The organism is Sphingomonas sp. MS122, assembly GCF_049532975.1.
Taxonomy (GTDB): domain Bacteria; phylum Pseudomonadota; class Alphaproteobacteria; order Sphingomonadales; family Sphingomonadaceae; genus Sphingomonas.
The window spans coordinates 243,499-262,547 of the sequence record NZ_CP186695.1; the positions used below are offsets into that span (position 1 = coordinate 243,499).

At 69.0% G+C, this 19,049-nt stretch carries 20 protein-coding genes; 10 read left to right on the forward strand and 10 right to left on the reverse strand.

All coding sequences use genetic code 11. The features are described 5' to 3' along the window. Positions 1–2: 2 nt before the first annotated feature. From ACO227_RS01140 to ACO227_RS01175, 8 genes are all read right to left on the reverse strand, one after another. On the reverse strand, positions 3–1,211 hold the full coding sequence (locus ACO227_RS01140; RefSeq protein ID WP_423604595.1) for an ABC transporter permease: 1,209 nt from the start codon (positions 1,209–1,211) through the stop codon (positions 3–5). Further along, positions 1,211–2,005, reverse strand: coding sequence for an ABC transporter ATP-binding protein (locus ACO227_RS01145; protein WP_423604597.1), 795 nt, complete (start codon positions 2,003–2,005; stop codon positions 1,211–1,213). Before ACO227_RS01145 ends, ACO227_RS01140 begins: the two co-directional genes overlap by 1 nt. After that, entirely contained in the window at positions 1,917–3,320 is a 1,404-nt protein-coding gene (locus ACO227_RS01150) for an efflux RND transporter periplasmic adaptor subunit (protein WP_423604598.1), read from the reverse strand. The genes ACO227_RS01145 and ACO227_RS01150 overlap by 89 nt, the downstream gene beginning before the upstream one ends. Next, a complete protein-coding gene (locus ACO227_RS01155) occupies positions 3,320–4,810 on the reverse strand; it encodes an efflux transporter outer membrane subunit (RefSeq protein WP_423604600.1) in 1,491 nt (496 codons plus the stop codon). Before ACO227_RS01155 ends, ACO227_RS01150 begins: the two co-directional genes overlap by 1 nt. Before the next feature lie 104 nt (positions 4,811–4,914). Then, complete coding sequence (locus ACO227_RS01160) at positions 4,915–5,892, reverse strand: 50S ribosomal protein L11 methyltransferase (RefSeq protein ID WP_423604602.1); 978 nt, start codon at positions 5,890–5,892, stop codon at positions 4,915–4,917. Then, positions 5,889–6,590: an SDR family NAD(P)-dependent oxidoreductase gene (locus tag ACO227_RS01165; RefSeq protein ID WP_423604604.1), complete on the reverse strand. Its 702-nt coding sequence runs from the start codon at positions 6,588–6,590 to the stop codon at positions 5,889–5,891. The genes ACO227_RS01160 and ACO227_RS01165 overlap by 4 nt, the downstream gene beginning before the upstream one ends. A 46-nt stretch (positions 6,591–6,636) precedes the next feature. Continuing rightward, complete coding sequence (locus ACO227_RS01170; protein WP_423604605.1) at positions 6,637–8,001, reverse strand: methyl-accepting chemotaxis protein; 1,365 nt, start codon at positions 7,999–8,001, stop codon at positions 6,637–6,639. A gap of 12 nt (positions 8,002–8,013) precedes the next feature. After that, positions 8,014–9,357 (reverse strand): methyl-accepting chemotaxis protein, encoded by a 1,344-nt coding sequence (locus tag ACO227_RS01175; protein ID WP_423607417.1) that lies wholly within the window; start codon positions 9,355–9,357, stop codon positions 8,014–8,016. 189 nt (positions 9,358–9,546) lie between these two features. On the opposite strand from ACO227_RS01175, the gene sdhC reads away from it, so the two are divergent. The 5 genes from sdhC (at position 9,547) to ACO227_RS01200 (ending at position 13,885) form a co-directional block, all read left to right on the forward strand. Next, positions 9,547–10,011: a succinate dehydrogenase, cytochrome b556 subunit gene (gene sdhC / locus ACO227_RS01180; RefSeq protein ID WP_423604607.1), complete on the forward strand. Its 465-nt coding sequence runs from the start codon at positions 9,547–9,549 to the stop codon at positions 10,009–10,011. Further along, positions 10,011–10,406 carry a succinate dehydrogenase, hydrophobic membrane anchor protein gene (gene sdhD / locus ACO227_RS01185; RefSeq protein ID WP_423604609.1) on the forward strand — a complete coding sequence of 132 codons (396 nt, stop codon included), beginning with the start codon at positions 10,011–10,013 and terminating at the stop codon, positions 10,404–10,406. Before sdhC ends, sdhD begins: the two co-directional genes overlap by 1 nt. Then, complete coding sequence (sdhA, locus tag ACO227_RS01190) at positions 10,406–12,208, forward strand: succinate dehydrogenase flavoprotein subunit (RefSeq protein ID WP_423604610.1); 1,803 nt, start codon at positions 10,406–10,408, stop codon at positions 12,206–12,208. Before sdhD ends, sdhA begins: the two co-directional genes overlap by 1 nt. A gap of 82 nt (positions 12,209–12,290) precedes the next feature. Then, on the forward strand, positions 12,291–13,286 hold the full coding sequence (locus ACO227_RS01195; protein WP_423604611.1) for a C13 family peptidase: 996 nt from the start codon (positions 12,291–12,293) through the stop codon (positions 13,284–13,286). Positions 13,287–13,321: 35 nt separating this feature from the next. After that, on the forward strand, positions 13,322–13,885 hold the full coding sequence (locus ACO227_RS01200; protein ID WP_423604613.1) for an ATP-dependent Clp protease proteolytic subunit: 564 nt from the start codon (positions 13,322–13,324) through the stop codon (positions 13,883–13,885). Between the two features lie 10 nt (positions 13,886–13,895). On the opposite strand, the gene ACO227_RS01205 is transcribed toward ACO227_RS01200, so the two are convergent. Then, positions 13,896–14,639, reverse strand: a complete 744-nt coding sequence (locus ACO227_RS01205) for an SDR family NAD(P)-dependent oxidoreductase (RefSeq protein WP_423604614.1) — start codon at positions 14,637–14,639, stop codon at positions 13,896–13,898. Positions 14,640–14,733: 94 nt separating this feature from the next. Between ACO227_RS01205 and ACO227_RS01210 the strand changes: the two genes are divergently transcribed. The 5 genes from ACO227_RS01210 to zapE all read left to right on the forward strand — a co-directional run bounded on the left by ACO227_RS01210 (position 14,734) and on the right by zapE (position 18,448). Next, the gene (locus ACO227_RS01210) at positions 14,734–15,072 is read left to right on the forward strand and encodes an ArsR/SmtB family transcription factor (RefSeq protein ID WP_423604616.1); all 339 of its coding nucleotides are present in this window, start codon (positions 14,734–14,736) and stop codon (positions 15,070–15,072) included. A gap of 79 nt (positions 15,073–15,151) precedes the next feature. Then, positions 15,152–15,934, forward strand: coding sequence for a succinate dehydrogenase iron-sulfur subunit (locus ACO227_RS01215; RefSeq protein WP_423604618.1), 783 nt, complete (start codon positions 15,152–15,154; stop codon positions 15,932–15,934). Next, positions 15,931–16,893, forward strand: coding sequence for an MBL fold metallo-hydrolase (locus ACO227_RS01220; protein ID WP_423604619.1), 963 nt, complete (start codon positions 15,931–15,933; stop codon positions 16,891–16,893). Before ACO227_RS01215 ends, ACO227_RS01220 begins: the two co-directional genes overlap by 4 nt. Continuing rightward, complete coding sequence (locus tag ACO227_RS01225; RefSeq protein WP_423604621.1) at positions 16,890–17,339, forward strand: PaaI family thioesterase; 450 nt, start codon at positions 16,890–16,892, stop codon at positions 17,337–17,339. Before ACO227_RS01220 ends, ACO227_RS01225 begins: the two co-directional genes overlap by 4 nt. After that, a complete protein-coding gene (gene zapE, locus ACO227_RS01230) occupies positions 17,336–18,448 on the forward strand; it encodes a cell division protein ZapE (RefSeq protein ID WP_423604623.1) in 1,113 nt (370 codons plus the stop codon). The genes ACO227_RS01225 and zapE overlap by 4 nt, the downstream gene beginning before the upstream one ends. A gap of 6 nt (positions 18,449–18,454) precedes the next feature. On the opposite strand, the gene ACO227_RS01235 is transcribed toward zapE, so the two are convergent. After that, positions 18,455–19,000 (reverse strand): winged helix-turn-helix transcriptional regulator, encoded by a 546-nt coding sequence (locus tag ACO227_RS01235; RefSeq protein WP_423604625.1) that lies wholly within the window; start codon positions 18,998–19,000, stop codon positions 18,455–18,457. Positions 19,001–19,049 lie beyond the last annotated feature (49 nt).

The window sequence follows — 19,049 nt, forward strand, 5'->3', positions numbered from 1 at the left end:
GCCTATTCGTGCCGCAGCGCGTCGATCGGGTTGAGGCTCGCCGCGCGCCGCGCCGGGAAGAAGCCGAACACCACCCCGATCGCCGCGGCGATGAGGAAGGCGATGACGTTGATCTGCAGGTCGAACGTCCACGGCACCTGCATCAGCGGCGTCAGGATCCCGACCGCGACCTGCGCCAGCAGCAGCCCGACCACGCCGCCCAGCATCGACAGCACGATCGCCTCGACCAGGAACTGCATCAGCACCTCGCTCGCGATCGCGCCGATGGCGAGGCGGATGCCGATCTCGCGCGTGCGCTCGGTCACCGACACCAGCATGATGTTCATGATCCCGATGCCGCCGACGATCAGGCTGATCGCGGCGACCGCGGCGACGATCTGGGTGAGCAAGGTGGTCGTGCCGGTCAGCGTCGCGCTGATCTGCGCGGTGTCGAAGATGTTGAAATTGTCCTCCGCGCCCGCCTCCAGCCGCCGCCGCTCGCGCAGCAGGTCGGTGAGCGCGGACTGGACCTGCTGGCTGTCATAGGCCTGGTCGACGCCGACCAGCATCAGGCGGATGTCGCGATTGCCGGTGAAGCGGCGCTGCACCGTCTTGATCGGCATGATGATGACGTCGTCCTGGTCGCCGCCGAAGCCCGCCTGCCCGCGGGTCGAAAGCGTGCCGATCACGTCGCACGAGACGTTGTTGACGCGAATCCGCGCCCCGACCGCGCGCTCGCCGCGGAACAGGTTCTGGCGCACCGTATTGCCGATGATGCACACCGACTTGCCCGCCGCCTCCTCCGCCGGGGAGAAGGTGCGGCCGGCGGTCAGCGGCCAGGGCTGGACCTTGAAGAAATCGTTGGTGGTGCCGTTGATCGTCGTCGACCAGTTGGCGCCCTCGTGGATCGCGGTCGCGGTCGCCTGGGCTTGCGGCGCGACCGCGGTGACCCCCGCGACCTGCTCCTTCACCGCCTCGACGTCCTGCTCCTCGAAATCGGGCGGACGCGGGCCGCCGCCGCCGCGGCCGAAGCCTTGGCCGGGGCGAACCTGGAGGATGTTGGTGCCGAGGCTGGCGATCTGCTGCTGCACTGCGGCCGTGGTCGCCTTGCCGAGCGTGACCATCGCCACCACCGCGGCCACGCCGATGATGATGCCGAGCGTGGTCAGGAACGACCTGAGCTTGTGGCGCAGGATCGAACGGATCGCGAGGGTGAGCGTGGTGCCGAGCATCAGGCCGGAACCTTCCCGTTGCCCGCATCGATCCGCTCGACCAGCCCGTCCTTGAAGTGGACGATGGTGTGCGCGAAGGCCGCCATGTCGGGCTCGTGCGTGACCATCAGCACGGTGATGCCGCTGTCCTGGTTGAGGCTGGTGAGCAGCTCCATGATCTCGACCGAGCGTTCGGAATCGAGGTTGCCCGTCGGCTCGTCGGCGAGCAGCACCGCGGGGCTGGTGACGATCGCGCGGGCGATCGCGACGCGCTGCTGCTGGCCGCCCGACAGCTCGGCGGGGGTATGGTCCCACCAGTCCTTCAGGCCCACCTTGTCGAGCGCGGCCATGCCGAGCTCGTGGCGCACCTTCCGGTCCTCACCGCGATAGAGCAGGGGCAGCTCGACATTCTCGAGCGCGCTGGTGCGGCTGAGCAGGTTGAATCCCTGGAACACGAAGCCGAGATACTTCCGTCGCACCAGCGCGCGCTGGTCGCGGTCGAGCTTCTCGATATGCACGCCCTTGAAGGTAAACTCGCCCGCGGTGGGCACGTCGAGGCAGCCGAGGATGTTCATCGTCGTCGACTTGCCCGAGCCCGACGGGCCCATCACCGCGACGAAATCGCCCTGCCGGATGTCGAGATCGACTCCCTTCAGCGCCTGGAAGGCGGTCGGGCCCTCGCCATAGGTCTTGGTGACGCCGCGCAGGCGGATGATCGGATCGGCGTCAGCCACCCGAATTGCCTCCGCCGCCACCCTGGCGCCGCTGGCCGCCGCCCGACTTGCGCTGGCCCGAACCCGAGGATTCGCCCGCATATTGGCCGGTGATGACCTCCATCCCTTCCTTGAGGCCGCCCGACAATATCTCGGTCACCTGGCCGTTGGTGTCGCCGGTGGTGACCTGAATCGCCTGGGGCTGACCGTCCGAACCCTTCACATAGACGGTCTGGCGCGCGCCACGCGTGATCGTCGCCGACTTCTCCGCCGTTTGGCCACGCCGGCCGCGCCGCGGCACCAGCGCCCCAGCCATGCCGCCGCCGCCCGCCTGCTGCGCGTTGCCGTCGGTGGGGGTGAAGCGCAGCGCCGCGTTGGGAACGAGCAGCACGTCGTTCTTCTGCAAGGTCACGATCTCCGCGGTCGCGGTCATGCCCGGGCGCAATTTCTGCTGGGCATTGGCGACGCTCAGGATCGCGGCATAGGACACGACCTGCCCGGTGGCGCTCGACGTGCTGGTCGAGGACGAGCTGGTGCTCTGCGCCGACAGGTTGGAGCCGACGTCGACGCGCTGGATCGTCGCCGGGAAGGTCTCGCCGGGGAAGGCGTCGACGGTGAAGTTCGCCTTCTGCCCGTCCTTGACCTGTCCGACATCGGCCTCGTCGATCGCGACCTGAAGTTCCATCGCGCCGAGATCCTCGGCAATCACGAACAGGGTCGGGGTGTTGAACGAAGCCGCGACGGTCTGGCCCGGCTCGACCTGCCGCGCGAGCACCACGCCGTTGACGGGCGAGCGGATCACCGCCTTGTCGCGCTGGGTGACGTTGGAGCGCAGCGCCGCCTGCTGCGAGACGACCTGCGCCTGGCTCGCGCGCACCGTTGCCACCGCCCGCGCGACCGCGGCGCGGGCATTGTCCATCTCGGTCTTGGCCGGCACGCGCCCGCCCGACAAGCGGCTCACCTCCTCGAACCGGGCGAGTTGGCTGCGCGCCTCTGTCAAGGTCGCCTGGTTCTGCGCGACCGTGGCCTGCGCCGCGGCGACCGACGCCTCGCCCTGCTGGATCGTGTCGTTCAAGCGCGACTGGTCGATCAGCGCCAGCGGCTGGCCCGCGGTCACGCGGTCGTTCACGTCGACCAGCACCTTGGTGATCAGGCCGGACAGCTCGGAACCGACCTGCACCTGGTTGGTCGGCGCAAGCTTGCCCGTCGCCGAGACGGTGACGGTGAGCGCGCCGCGCTGCACCTTCTGTGTCGCATAGCCGCCCGTCTCGCTGGTCCCGAAATAGCGCCACAGGCCGAAGACCACCGCGATCACCACCAGCGCCAGCGCCACCCATTTGAGATAGCGCTGCCAGGGCGGCGTCACCTTGCCGCCGAGGAATTCGTCGAGCTTGGGGCTGGGGTTCGCATCGGCCATCAGTTTCGTCCGGTCGTGGAAAGGGTCGCGGGCGCGGGGACGCGCTGCGGGGTGGGCACGGCGCCGGCATCCCAGCCGCCGCCGAGCGCGAGATAGAGCTGGATCAGCGCCGAGGCCTGGTCCGAGCGCGCCTGGAGCAGGCCGTTGCGCGCCGAGATCAGCGACGCCTCGCTCTGGCTCAAGGTCAGGAAATCGGCGAGCCCGGCGCGGTACGAGCTGCGCGAGAGGATCGCGCTGTTGTTCGCGGCGTCGAGCGCGATCGTGAACTCGCGCTCGCGGCGCTGCGCGGTCTGGAGCGCGACGATCGCATTCTCGACATCCTCGAGCGCGGCGAGCACGGTCTGCTTGTAGGCAACGAACGCGCCGTCCGCCGCGGCCTGCGCCGAGCGCACCTGCGAGCGCGTGCGGCCGGCGTCGAAGATCGTCTGCGCGATGTTCGCGAAGACCCGGCCGGTGATCACGTCGAAGATGCTGCCGAGGTTCGACGCGCCCGCGTCGATGCTCCCGCCGAGGGACAGCGAAGGATAGAGCTGCGCCTCCGCCACACCGATCTGCGCCACCGCGGCGGCGAGGTTGCGCTCGGCCGCGCGCACGTCGGGGCGCTGGCGCAGCGTGTCGGCGGGGATGCCGACCGCGATCGCCGCGGGACCCTGCGGCACAGGGCGCACCGCCTCCATCTCGCTTTTGAGCGCGCCCGGCGCCCGGCCGGTGAGCACGCCGAGCCGCGACACCGCGCTGTTGTAGCTTGCCTCGATCGACGGGACCGACGCCGCGGTCTGCGCCCGGCTGGCGCGCGCCTGCTCCTGGTCGAGCGAGGAGACGAGCCCGGCTTGCACGCGGAAGCCGGCGATCTCGAGATTGTCGTCCTGGATGGCGAGGCTGTCGCGCGCATTGGCGAGCTGCGCCTGCGCCGCCCGCGCGAGGATATAGTTGCGTGCGATCTCGCCCTGGATCGAGATCAGCACCGTCGCATAGTCATAGCCGCTCGCCTCGAGCTGCGCGCGGCTCGCCTCGACGCCGCGGCGCACGCCGCCGAACAGGTCGGCCTGATAATTGACGTCCACGCCCAGCGAGAAGCTCGAATTGCCGCCTTGCGATACGGTGGTGACGGTGCCGTCGGGCAAGGTCGTGGTCGTCGTCGCGCCCCGGATCGGCTCGCTCCGCGACGCGCTGCCGCCCGCGCTCACGCTCGGCAGCAGCGACGCGCGCGACTGGACCAGCGCCTCGCGCGCCTGGCGCAGCCGCACCACCGCCTGCGCGACGTCCAGATTCTGCGTCGCCGCCTGCTCGACCAGCCGCGTCAGCAGCGGATCGTTGAACGCGGTCCACCATTGACGCAGGTCCTCCTGCGCCTGCTGGCGTGCCTCGACCGAATAAGCGGCCGGCACGCCGAGCTCGGACGCGCCCCTTGGCCGGTACTCCGGACCGACGGTGCAACCCGCGAGCGGCACCGCGATCAGCGCCAGCAGGATCGGCGGACGGTTCATCATGGCTCCAAAACTGGGCAGCGGCGGCGCGCGCGTCCATCAAAACATTGTCGCAAATTGTATGCGATGTGCCTGAACGCCGCCGAAACGATCCGGTTGCGTCGCCGTCACCAGCTCCCGAAACCGGGGGCGAGGCCGACCCCGTCCGGACCCGGCCGCGACACTCGGTCCCAGCCGTAACGCGCGCGCTTGCGCAGCCGCAACGCCGGCCAGTCGCCCATCGGAACCCGCCCGGCGAGCCGCAGGCCCTGGCGGCGATAGGCGTGCGCGACGCGCTCGGCCTGGGTGTCGAGCAGCCCTGCGAGCACCAGCGTCCCGCCTGGCGCGAGCGCCGCGGCGATGCTCGGCGCCAGCTCGATCAGCGGCCCGGCAAGGACGTTGGCGATGATCAGGTCATAGGGCGCCCGGCCGATCAGCAGCGGATGCTCGAGTCCCGGCGCCGCGGCGAGCGCGAGCTGCCCCGCGCCGTCGCCCAGCGCGATGCCGTTCGCCGCGGCATTCTCCGCCGTCACCTCGACCGCCACCGGATCGATGTCCGATGCCGTGGCATAGGCGCGCGGCCACAGATGCATCGCGGCGAAGGCGAGCAACCCGGTGCCGGTGCCGACATCGAGCAGGTTGCGCACCACCTCACCGCGTGCGCGCATCGCGTCGAGCGTGAGCAGGCAGCCGCTGGTCGTCTCGTGCGTCCCGGTGCCGAAAGCGCGCCCGGCCTCGATTCGGAAGGTCTTGGCGCCCTCCGGCACCTCGCCCTTGTTGCTCGCGGTGTGGACATAGAAGCGGCCGGCATGGACCGGCTCGATCCCCGCCTGGCTCAGCGTCACCCAGTCTTCGTCGGACAGCTTCTCGACCACTGGCTTGGCCTTGCCCGCGCTCGGCACCAGCGTGCGCAACGCGGCGATCTCGGCCTTGCCCGGCTTGGCCTCGAAAAAGGCTTCGAGCTGCCAGGCAAGCGGGTCATCGGGGATCGTCTCGCTGGTCAGCAGCACCGGCGCGGGATCGATGCCGAGCAGCTCGGTGCCCTCGAAATCGATCGCCTCAGCCTCGTCGCGGGTGCAGGGGAGCGTGACCTTCCAGCTGCTCATCGCACGTAGCTCGCGCCGTTCACGTCGAGCACCGCGCCGGTCATCGAGGCGGGCGCCTCGAGCGCGCAGAAACGCGCCATCGTCGCGACCTCCTCGGGCATCGCGACACGGCCAAGCGGGATGTCGGCGAGCAATTTGTCGCCACCCCTGCTCGCCATATAGTCCTCGGCCATCCCGGTCATGGTGAAGCCGGGACAGATCGCGAAGGCGAGGATGCCCTCGCGCGCGAAGCCGCGGGCGATGCTCTTGGTCATGCCGACCATCCCCGCCTTGGAGGCGGCATAATGCCAGTGCGCCGGGCTGTCGCCGCGATAGGCGGCGCGGCTGGCGATATTGACGATGCGTCCCCCGCTGCCGCGCGCCTGCCAGTGCCGCACCGCGAGCCGCGAGAGCTGCGCTGCGGCGGTTAGGTTGATCCGCATCGTCCGCTCCCAGGCATCGAGCCAGTCGTCCTCGTCGAGATCGACCGGCGCCGCCTCGAAGATGCCGGCATTGTTGACCAATACGTCGATCCGCCCGTCGAGCACGTCCAGCGCCGCGTCCCACAGCGCGCGCGGCGCGGCGGGATCGGTGAAGTCGGCCGGCAGCCCGCTGCGCGTCCCCTGCCCCACCGCCTTCACGGTCGGAAGGTCGATCGCCTTGAGGATCGCCGCGCCGATGCCGCGGCTGGCGCCGGTGACCAGGATATGGATCGTCATCCCCGTCCTCTACCCGCCCGGATCGGGCGAAGTCGAGACGGTCCGCCTATGCCGCGACCGAGGCCGAGAAGCTGCCGGCGGCGTCGCTCAGCTGGTTGAGTCGCTCGTCGATCGCGCCGAACTCGTGCTGAAGCGTGTCGATCTCACCGGCGACGCTCTTGGTGTCCTCGCGGATGGCGCCGATGGTGGCGGACATCGAGTCGGCGGCGAGCGCGGTTTCGTCGACCGCAGCGGTGATCGCGGTGACGGTCTGCGCCTGGATCTCCATCGCGGTGCGGATGCGGTCGGCGCTGGCCTGCACCTCGAGCACGGTGTCGCGGATCGAGGCATTGGTGTCGACCGTGCCCTTGGTCGCCGACTGGATCGCGGCGATCTTGGCGGCGATGTCGTCGGTCGCCCGCGCGGTCTGGTTGGCGAGGCTCTTCACTTCCTGCGCCACCACCGCGAAGCCGCGCCCGGCATCGCCTGCGCGCGCCGCCTCGATCGTCGCGTTGAGCGCCAACAGGTTGGTCTGCCCGGCGATGTCGCGGATCAGGCCGAGGATCGACTCGATCGACTTGGCGTGATCGGAGAGCATCTCGCTCATCGCCACCGCCTCGCCCGCCTGCGCCGAGGCGCGCGTGGCGATCCCCGCGGCCGCCTCGACCTCGGAACGCGCATCCTCGATCGCGCGGATCAGGCCGGCTGCAGTATGCGCGGCCTCGCGCATCGCCACCGCCGACTGCTCCGCCGCCGCCGCGACCTCCGAAGCCTTGCCCAGCATCCCGCGAGTCGAATCCGCCGCGCCGCGCGCCTGCTCGCGCACCTTGGCGCCGAGCGCGGTGGTCAGGTCGATCGTCCCGGCGATCTCGCCGCGGAACTGCTCGGACCGTGCCTGCCGTTCGCTGCGCGCCAGCTCGGCATCGCGCGCGCCGAGCTGCGATGCCATGAAGTCCGCTTCGAGCAGCGACATGCGCTGCGCGATGTCGACGAGGCGCCCGAAGCGGACGGGATCGTCGCTCAGCCGCTCGCGGATGATGTCGTGCGTGCGGGTATGCGCATAAGCGAACGCCGAGAGCAGCGCCGAGAGCGGGATCCGCGCGCGATGCGCATCGTCGGCATGCTTCGCCGCCATCTTCAGCCACGCCTCGTCGAACGGGCGCTTGAACTTGCAGGCCATATAGTCGGCGCTGGCGCGGACTTGGTCGCGCATCCGCTGGCCGGTGAAATAGTCGCGCACATGCGCGGTCGCCTCGAGCGAGAGATAATGGTCCCAGAAGGCCTGCGAGACCGTCTCGAAATCGTCGCCGATCAGCGTCGCGATGTCGGCGCAGCCCGGCGCGATCGCGCCGTCCCAGTCATAGTCCCGGATTCGTTCGCCAATGGGGCGCGCGCGGCCGCTCCACTGGCCGAGCTCCTTCGCTGCGGCCATCATTCTCTCCCGTTATGCAGCGACTTTTGCGACGAACTCGCCCGCGCTGTTCTTGAGGGTGCCGAGCTGCCCGTCGAGCGAGGCGAAGCCCTGGCCGACGCGATCGATCTCGCTCGCCACGGCCTCGGTGTCCTCGCGGATGGCGCCGATGGTGGCGGACATCGAGTCGGCAGCGAGCGCGGTTTCGTCGACCGCAGCGGTGATCGCGGTGACGGTCTGCGCCTGGATCTCCATCGCGGTGCGGATGCGGTCGGCGCTGGCTTGCACCTCGAGCACGGTGTCGCGGATCGAAGCATTGGTGTCGACCGTGCCCTTGGTCGCCGACTGGATCGCGGCGATCTTGGCGGCGATGTCGTCGGTCGCCCGCGCGGTCTGGTTGGCGAGGCTCTTCACTTCCTGCGCCACCACCGCGAAGCCGCGCCCGGCATCGCCCGCCCGCGCCGCCTCGATCGTCGCGTTGAGCGCCAAGAGGTTGGTCTGCCCGGCGATGTCGCGGATCAGGCCCAGGATCGACTCGATCGACTTGGCGTGATCGGAGAGCATCTCGCTCATCGCCACCGCCTCGCCCGCCTGCGCCGAGGCGCGCGTGGCGATCCCCGCGGCCGCCTCGACCTCGGAACGCGCATCCTCGATCGCGCGGATCAGGCCGGCTGCGGTATGCGCCGCCTCGCGCATCGCCACCGCCGACTGCTCCGCCGCCGCCGCGACCTCGCTCGCCTTGCCCAGCATCCCGCGAGCCGCGGCGGAGGTGTGCATCGCCTGCGCGCGCAGCGCCTCGCCGTCGCTCGACGCGCGCTCGACGGTCGTGCCGATCGAGTCACGGAACTGGCCGGCGAGCCGGTCGCGCGCCACCTGCGCGCTGTGCTCGCGATAGAGATTGTAGATTTCGACGGTGATGTCGCTCTCCAGCGCGGAGAGGCGCATCAGCGTGTCGATCAGCGCCGGCAGCCGCGTATCCGCGGCATCGACGCGGCGCACCAGCACTTCGAGCGCCGCACGATCGCTGGCATTGATCATCGACAGCAGCGCCATCGGCTCGACGTCCGCGGCATAAGCGGCCGAGACCGATCGCTCGATCGATTCGATCCAGGCGCGCCCGCGCGTGTCGAGGAAGCGGTTGCGCAGGAACACCACGCCGACGTCGATCATCTTCTGCGTATCGTCGGGCGCCCAGTCGCGCTCGTCGGCGAAGCAGCGAAGCCATTGCTGCCAGTAAGCTTCGGAAACCGCGCGGATTTCGGGCTCGAGCAGGGTCCATACGTCGCGGCTCAGCCGGTCGAGCGAACCGTCGAAATCGAAGATGCGCAGCCGCGCCCCGATATCGATCGTGGCGCTCATCGCGCCCGCTGCAGGCATGTCCTTGGGCGTCGGCGCTCGCGTCACGATGTCATTCCCCTTCCCGGCTGAACGCAACTCACCCCCAGCCTCGTTGCCAAGGGTAAAAGGGCATTGGTTAAGGCCCGGTTAGCCAGCGCCCCGCCTTGCGGCTTGCATCGCCCGCCGCTCTGTCTCATTAGGCCGCAAACCTTCAGGGGAACCCACGCCTTGGCATCGGCCCGCAACGAAACCCGCCCGCTCTCGCCCCATCTACAGGTGTGGAAATGGGGGCCGCACATGCTGGTCTCGATCCTGCACCGCGTCACCGGCACCGGCATGGCGACGGTCGGCGTGATCGTCCTGCTCTGGTGGCTCGCCGCGCTGGCGGGGGGCGAGAAGGCCTATGCGGACTTCATGGACCTGCTCACCTATTCCTCGGGCGCGCCCAACCTCGCCGGCTACATCCTAGGCATCGGCCTGACGCTGAGCTTCTTCCAGCACATGATGAGCGGCATCCGCCACCTCGTGATGGACGCGGGCGCGTCATTCGAGCTCAAGGCGAACAAGAGCTTCGCCGTCGGCACGATGGTGGTCTCGGTGCTGCTGACGGCGGCGCTGTGGGGATATCTGAGCTACGGCCATCTGACCGCCAAGCCGGTCGAGAATGCGCCGATCGTGGTGGAGACGAAATAATGGGCAACGGAACCTCGATCGGCCGCGTCCGCGGTCTCGGCTCGGCGCATGAGGGCACGCACCACTGGTGGCAGCAGCGCATGACCGCGGGCGCCAACCTGGTGCTCATGCTGTGGCTGATCGTCAGCCTCGTCCGCCTGCCCGACCTCGGCTATGCGACCGTCCAGGCCTGGCTGTCCTCGCCGCTCGCCGCGGTGCCGCTGATCCTGCTCGTGATCAACGTCTTCTATCATTTCCGCCTCGGCCTGCAGGTGGTGATCGAGGACTATCAGCATGACGAGACCCGCATCGTCCTGCTGGTCCTGCTCAACTTCTTCGCCATCGCCGCCGGCGTCTTCGCGATCTTCTCGATCCTCAAGATCGCCCTCACCGCCGCCACCGGAGCCGCCGCCTGATGTCTGCCGCGTACAAGATCATCGACCACACTTATGACGCGGTGGTCGTGGGCGCGGGCGGATCGGGCCTGCGCGCGACGATGGGCTGCGCCGAGGCCGGCTTGAAGACCGCGTGCATCACCAAGGTGTTCCCGACCCGCTCGCACACCGTCGCCGCGCAGGGCGGCATCGCCGCGAGCCTCGGCAACAACTCGCCCGACCACTGGACCTGGCACATGTTCGACACCGTCAAGGGGTCGGACTGGCTCGGCGACCAGGACGCGATCGAGTACATGGTGCGCGAGGCACCTGCTGCGGTGATCGAGCTCGAGCATGCCGGCGTGCCGTTCAGCCGCAACGACAACGGCACGATCTACCAGCGCCCGTTCGGCGGCCACATGCAGAACATGGGCGAGGGCCCGCCGGTGCAGCGCACCTGCGCCGCTGCCGACCGCACCGGCCACGCCATGCTTCATGCGCTCTACCAGCAGAGCCTGAAGTACGACGCCGACTTCTTCGTCGAATATTTCGCGCTCGACCTGATCATGGAGAACGGGGCGTGCCGCGGCGTCATCGCCATGTGCATGGAAGACGGCTCGATCCACCGCTTCCGCAGCCATGCCGTGGTGCTGGCGACCGGCGGCGGCGGGCGCGTCTATGCCTCGGCCACGTCGGCGCACACCTGCACCGGCGACGGCAACGGCATGGCGCTGCGTGCGGGCATCGCGCTGCAGGACATGGAGTTCGTCCAGTTCCACCCGACCGGCATCTACGGCGCGGGCGTGCTGATCACCGAGGGCGCGCGCGGCGAGGGCGGCTACCTCACCAACTCCGAGGGGGAGCGCTTCATGGAGCGCTACGCCCCCTCGGCCAAGGATCTCGCCAGCCGCGACGTGGTCGCGCGCTCGATGGCGATGGAGATCCGCGAGGGCCGCGGGGTGGGCAGGGAGAAGGACCACATCTTCCTTCACCTCGACCATATCGATCCCAAGGTGCTGCACGAGCGCCTGCCCGGCATCACCGAGACCGGCAAGATCTTCGCCGGCGTCGACCTGACCAAGAAGCCGCTGCCGGTGGTCCCGACGGTCCACTACAACATGGGCGGCATCCCGACCAATTATCATGGCGAGGTCGTTCAGCTGCGCGACGGCAACCCCGACGCGGTCGTCCCCGGCCTGTTCGCGGTCGGCGAAGCGGCCTGCGTGTCGGTCCACGGCGCCAACCGCCTCGGCTCCAACTCGCTCATCGACCTCGTCGTGTTCGGCCGCGCCACCGGCCTGCGCCTCAAGGAGACGCTCAAGCCCGGCACCCCGCACAATCCGCTGCCCGCGGGTTCGGAGGAGTTCGCGCTCACCCGCCTCGACCATTTCCGCAACGCCAAGGGCGGCTCGCCCACCGCGGAGATCCGCAAGGACATGCAGAAGACGATGCAGCGCCACTGCGCCGTGTTCCGCGACAGCGCGCTGCTCGCCGAGGGCGTCCGGCACATGGAGCAGGTCTACAAGCGGATGGGGGACATCGACGTCACCGACCGCTCGCTGATCTGGAACACCGACCTGATCGAGACGCTCGAACTCGACAATCTGATCGGCCAGGCGCTGGTGACGATCAAGGGCGCCGAGAACCGCAAGGAAAGCCGCGGCGCGCACATGCACGAGGACTTCCCCGAGCGCGACGACGCCAACTGGATGAAGCACACCGTGGCCACCTTCCAAGGCTGGGGCGGCAAGGGCGGCGCGACCACGATCGACTATCGCCCGGTCCACGACTACACGCTCACCGACGAGGTCGAGTACATCAAGCCGAAGAAGCGCGTGTATTGATCGAAGCGCGGACCTCCGGGTCCGCGCCTTGACGATCGCCAGCACGGCACTCACTTTCCCGGAGCACCTCCGGGGGAAGTCGATGCGTTCGTTGTCGCTGCCGTTTGCCGTCCTGCTCGCACTCCTCCCGGTGTCGGCCGCTCAACAGCAACAACCCTACACCCCGCCCCAGCACACCGCCCCGCCCCCGCCCGCCGTCGCCCGCTCGACCCCGCTCGAGATCGTGCAGCAGGCCGATGGCGGCACCCAGATCGAGCGCGGCCGGCCAGCGCGCCACGCCCTTGCCGAGCATCGCCGCCTCGCCCGCGCACTCGCCGCGCTCGCGCCCCAGCGCAAGGGCGTGGTCGATGCCTATATCCTCTCGGTCGCGCTCGACAGCGATCCGGTGTTCGGCCGTGAGGCGCGCGAGGCGGGCAAGGTCCTCGCCCGCCGTTACGACGCCGCCGGCCGCGCGATCACCCTCGCCGGCACCGACGGCGCCGCCCCCAGCCCGCTCCCCATGGGTTCGCCGCAGAATGTCGAGGCCGCGCTCGCCCGCATCGCCGAGACGATGAATCCGGCCGAGGACGTGCTCGTCCTCTACACCACCAGCCACGGCGCGCCGTTCGGCATCGTCTACAATGACGGCAACGAGGGCTGGGGTGCGATCTCGCCCAACCGGCTCGCGCGGCTGCTCGACGAATTCGGCATCCATCGTCGCCTGCTGATCGTCAGCGCCTGCTATTCGGGCGTGTTCGTGCCCGTGCTGTCAGGCCCGCAGACCGCGATCGTCAGCGCCGCCTCGTCCGACCGTTCCTCATTCGGCTGCATCGCGGAGAATGACTGGACCTTCTTCGGCGACGCCCTGATCAACCGCGCGCTGCGCAAGCCCCAGCCGCTCGGGCAAGCGGTGACCGAGGCGGTCGCGCTGATCGACGGATGGGAGAAGCGGGGCAACCTCAAGCCCTCGCTGCCTCAGCAGAGCATGGGCGTCGAGATCCAGGCTTGGCTCGGCCCGCTCGAGGCGCGGATGCCGAAGGCGGCGACCCAGCCGGTAGGGCGCCCCTCGGTCGACAGCCTCGAGGAGGTGCAGCGCTAGGGAACCCCGGCGCGCCGCGAAGGGTTGCGCGCTTCATGGCCGAACCCAATCAATATCCGCTGCTCGCCGCGCCGCACGTCCACCTGTCGGGCCCGGTCGATCAGACGATGTACCAGCGCTTTCGCGAACAGCTCGCCAATGCGCCGGCCGAGGGCACGCTGGTGATCGCGATCTCGACGCTCGGCGGCGACCCCGAGAGCGCACGGCTGATGGGCGACGAGGTGCGGCTGCTCCGCGACTATACCGGGCGCGAGACGCTGTTCCTCGGCAAGGTCGCGGTCTATTCGGCTGGCGCCACCTTCATGGCGCACTTCCCGGTCGAGAAGCGTTTCCTGACCAAGGGGACGCGGATCATGATCCACGAGCGGCAACTCACCACCGACATCCATTTGTCGGGCCCGCTCAAGTCGCTGCCCGCGCAACTCAAGGCCAAGCTAAACGAGATCGAGGAGTCGATCCGTATCGAGGAAGAGGGGTTCCACGACCTCGTCGCCGGCTCGCGCATCGGTTTCGAGGAAGCGGCGGAACGCGCGCGCGCCAACTGGTATATCGAGGCCGAGGAGGCGCGCGACCTCGGCCTCGTGCTCGACGTGATCTAGGCCCCAGGCCCTAGGCCGTCGTGCCGCCGTCGACGTCGATCGTCGTACCGGTGATGAACGAGGAATCGTCGCTGGCGAGGAAGGCGGCGAGCGCGGCCACCTCTTCGCCCCGGCCATAGCGCCCGAGCGGGATCGTCGGCAGCAGCGACGCGGCGAGCTCGCCGTCCGCGGGGTTCATGTCGGTGTCGATCGGCCCGGGCTGGATCACGTTGACCAGGATGCCGCGCGGCGCGAGATCGCGCGCCCAGCCGCGGGCAAGGCCCTGCACCGCCGACTTGCTCGCCGCATAGGTCGCGGCGCCTGGAAACATCGCTGCGTCGCCCATCACGCTGCCGGTGATGATGATGCGTCCGCCGTCCGACAGATGCGGCACCGCCGCGACCGTCCCGGCGACCACGCCGTCGACATTGACCGCGAAGACCTGGCGATAGCTTTCGACGCTGTCCTGTTCGACCCCCGCAAAGCCCGCGACGCCGGCATTGTGCACCAGGATGTCGATCCCGCCGAGCGTCGCCGCGGCTTCGTCGACGGCGGCCTTGACCGCGACCGGATCGGCCGCATCGGCCCGGATCGCCTTGCCCTTCACGCCCTGCGCCTCGATCGCCGCGACGCTCGCCTTGGCGCCCTCGTGGTTGCCGGCATAGGTGATGACGACATCGGCGCCGTCCTCGGCCAGCCGCTTGGCGATCGCCGCGCCGATCCCGCGCGACCCACCAGTCACCAGCGCGCGCTTGCCTGCAAGTTTCTTCGACATTTCCAAATCTCCGGTCCCCAGCCGGTCGCTTCGCCGGCTGCCGGGACGAAGCGCAACTTGGGAAGCGGCAAAGATGGTTCAATATTCCCGAACTATGGAAACGACGAAGTGTTTCTATATCCAGCGCATGGATCGCTTCGTGCACCCGGACCTCAAGGATGTGAGCCTGGCGGCGGCGTTGCATGCGCTCGCCGATCCGGTGCGGCTCGACATCGTCGCCAAGCTGGTCGAGTGCCCCTGCCTCAATTCGACCGCGTCATGCCCGACGGGCACGCCCAAGAGCACGCTGTCGAATCACTTCAACGTGCTGCGCGCCGCCGGGCTGATCGAGACCAATGCCGAGGGCCGCGAGCGGATCAACCGCCTGCGCCGGACCGATTTCGATACGCGGTTTCCAGGGCTTCTCGACTCGATCCTGGCCAATAGGCGCTGATCGCCGCGGCGAACGGGGTTGCGCTGCGTTGGCGAAAGTCATAGCCCGCGCAGCGAAATACTCTGCAGGGACCTTCCGAATGGCTGATTTCGTCCTTCCCAAGAACAGCAGGATCAAGAAGGGCAAGAGCCATCCGGCCCCGGCAGGCGCCAAGCGCACGCGGACCTTCACCATCTATCGCTACGATCCCGACTCGGGCGAGAACCCGCGCTACGACAATTTCACGATCGATCTCGACGATTGCGGGCCGATGGTTCTCGACGCCCTCATCAAGATCAAGTCGGAGATCGACCCGAGCCTCACTTTCCGCCGCTCGTGCCGCGAGGGGATCTGCGGATCCTGCTCGATGAACATGGACGGCAAGAACGGCCTCGCCTGCACCACCGCGATCGAGGACATCAGGGGCGATATCCGCATCACCCCGCTTCCGGCGATGGACGTGATCAAGGACCTCGTCCCCGACTTCACGCACTTCTACGCGCAGTACGCCTCGATTCAGCCCTGGCTGAAGACTGTCTCCCCCGCCCCCTCGGGCAAGGAGCGGCTGCAGAGCCCCGAGGACCGGGGCAAGCTCGACGGCCTGTACGAGTGCATCCTGTGTGCCTGCTGCTCCACCTCGTGCCCGAGCTATTGGTGGAACAGCGACCGCTTCCTCGGCCCGGCGATCCTGCTCCAGGCCTATCGCTGGCTCGCCGACAGCCGCGACGAGGCGACCGGCGAGCGGCTCGACGAGCTCGAGGATCCGTTCCGCCTCTATCGCTGCCACACGATCATGAACTGCGCGAACGTCTGCCCCAAGGGCCTCTCGCCCGCCAAGGCGATCGCGGAGATCAAGAAGATGGAAGCCGAGCGCATCGTTTGATCGCGCGCGCCGCCTGCCTCTCGATTCTTGCGCTGGCGTGCGCGGCACCCGCGGTTGCGCAAGAGGCAAAGCCGGTCGCGCCGGGCGTCTGGCTGGTCGAAGGCGGATTCGAGACCGGCCGCCAGCCCGACGGCAACAGTGTCCTGATAGAGGGGCCTGACGGACTTCTGCTCGTCGATACGGGCCGCCATGCAAGCCATGCCGCGAAGATCGAGGCGGCGATTGCCGCGCGCGGCAAGCCGCTGGTGCGGATCGTCAACACCCACTGGCATCTCGACCATGTCAGCGGCAACCTGACGCTCAAGGCCAAGCGTCCGGGCGTGCGCGTCTCGGCGAGCGATGCGATCGACGGCGCGCTGACGGGCTTCCTCAAGCGCAGCGCCGACTCCGCCCGCCCCGCGCTCGAGGCGGGCAAGATCCCCGAGCCGATGGCGAGCGAAGTCCGCGGCGATCTCGCCACGTTCGCGCGAGGAGCGGAGCTGCGGCCCGACGATGTCGTGCGCGAGTCCGGTGTCATCGATGCCGGTGGCCGGAAGGTCGAACTCCATCTCACCCGCCACGCCGCTACCGCCGGCGATGTCTGGCTCTACGACCCTGAGAGCCGAGTCCTCATCGCCGGCGACCTGGTCACCGACCCCGTCCCCTTCCTCGACACCGCCTGCCCCGATGGCTGGCGCAAGGCGCTCGACGACCTCGCCGCGAAGCCGTTCACCCAGCTGATCCCGGGCCATGGCCACACGCTAACCCGCAGAGGTTTCGACGAATGGAAGCGGAGCTTCGCCGCTTTCCTCGACTGCGTCCGCGGCACGCAGAAGCCGAGCTGGTGCACCGCCGCCTGGTACGATAGCCAGGCCTCACACGCGACGCCGCCGGCCGACAAGCTGCGCATCCTCACCATGGCCGATTATTATGTCGGCCGCATCCGCAGCGGCGAGCTCGACAAGAACTGCCCCAAATGAGCGAAGCGCCGCATTTCACCTATACCGATGATCCCGAGCATCCCGGCTGGAAGCGCTGGGAGCTGCGCGACCCCACGCGCTTCAACGCGTTCCTCGGCCCGATCCTGACCCGCATCGAGGACGGCAAGGCGCTGGTCCGCATGGTCCCCGGCCGCGAACATTCCAACCTGCGCGATTCCATCCATGGCGGCGCGCTGCTCGGCTTCATGGACGTCGCGCTGTTCGCCGCCGCGCGCAGCTTCGGCGTGCTCTCCACAGGTGGCGCGGTGACGCTCGACCTCTCGGCGCAGTTCATCGGCACCAGCACGATCGGCCAGCCCATCGTCGCCGAAGTCGAGCTGCTGCGCGAGACCGGCCGCATGCTGTTCATGCGCGGGCTGGTGAAGCAGGACGCCAACGTCCTCGCCAGCTTCTCGGGCACCGTGCGCAAGTCCTCGCCCGCATGACTCAGGTCCTGACTCGCTACGAGGCGCTGGTCGCCGCCGGCGAGTTGCGCCGCGATCCCGACCAGGCGGCCGCCGCGCGCCGCCTCGAGCAGCTTGCGCGCGAACTCGAGCAGGGCCCGCGCAAGGGCAGCGTGCTGTGGCGCCTCGCCCGCCGCGCGCCGGAAGCGCCGATGGGCGTCTATCTCTGGGGCGGGGTCGGGCGCGGCAAGTCGATGCTGATGGACCTGTTCTTCGCCAGCGTGAAGATCGGCCGCAAGCGCCGCGTCCATTTCCACGAGTTCATGATCGAGGTTCACGCGCGCATCGCCGAGGAGCGCAAGAAGGAGGCAGGCGACCCGATCGTCCCCGTCGCCAAGGCGCTGACCGAGGACACCCGCCTGCTCGCCTTCGACGAGATGGTGATCAACAACACCGCCGACGCGATGATCCTCTCGCGCCTGTTCACCGCGATGATGGCGGAGGGGCTGACGGTGGTCGCGACCTCCAACCGCCCGCCCGACGACCTCTACAAGGACGGGCTGCAGCGCGACGGTTTCCTGCCCTTCATCGCGCTGCTCAAGGACAAGCTCGACATCGTGCCCCTCAACGGCCCGACCGACTATCGCCGCGACCGACTCGGGCGGATGGACACCTGGCTCGTCCCCAACAATCCCGCCAACACCGCGACGCTCTCCGCCGCCTTCTTCCGCCTCACCGACTATCCGGTCGAGGACCGCGCCAATGTTCCTTCCGAGGACATCGCGGTTCAGGGCCGCACGCTGCACGTGCCCAAGAGCCTCAAGGGCGTCGCCGTCTTCTCGTTCAAGCGGTTGTGCGGCGAGGCGCGCGGCGCGGCCGACTATCTCGCCATCGCGCGCCGCTATCACACCGTGATCCTGGTCGGCATCCCGCGCCTCGGCCCCGAGAACCGCAACGAGGCGGCGCGCTTCGTCACGCTGATCGACGCGCTCTACGAGCACAAGGTCAAGTTGCTGGCGATGGCCGACGCGTCGCCGACGGACCTCTACCGCGAGGGCGACGGCAAGTTCGAGTTCGAGCGGACGGTGAGCCGCCTGATGGAGATGCAGTCAGAGGAGTATCTGGCGCAGGGGCACGGCCACGCCGCCTGACGGGGGTTACCCGCTCACCGCCCCCGCCAGTTCCGCCCCGCGCCCGGTCAGCCCATAGAGCGGCACCGGCGGGAACCGGTCCTCCAGCCGCCGCTTGACCAGATCCTGCCCGATCATCGCCTGCAGCGTCAGCGACAGCGCGCGCGGGGTGACCGGCGCCAGCCGCGCCTGCAGCGCGTTGAACCGGGTCCATTCGTCCTCCAGCCCGCCCGCGACCGGCAGCGTCCAGCGCGACAGGTCGGGCGCCTCCAGCCCCAGCCGCACCCGCGTATCCTCGATCCGCTCGCACGCCGCGCCGATCGTGCGCCCGGCGTCGCTCAGCACATATTCGGGTCGCAGCGGGTGGCCGTAACCCGGGTTGGGCGCCACCCAGCCTTGCTCGCGTAGATAGGCGAGCGTCCGCGTCAGGCTGTGCCGCGACAGGCCGAAGCGCCGCTCGATCACCGCGAAGCGCGATCCCTGCTCGCGGCTGAGCAGCGCTAGCACCGGGATCGCCCAGCGGCTGGCCGTCAGCAACCGCAGTACCTCGCTCGACAGGATCGGATCGTCCACCCTTGACCATCTCGCAATCTACTATACAAATGGAACCATAGATTCGGGA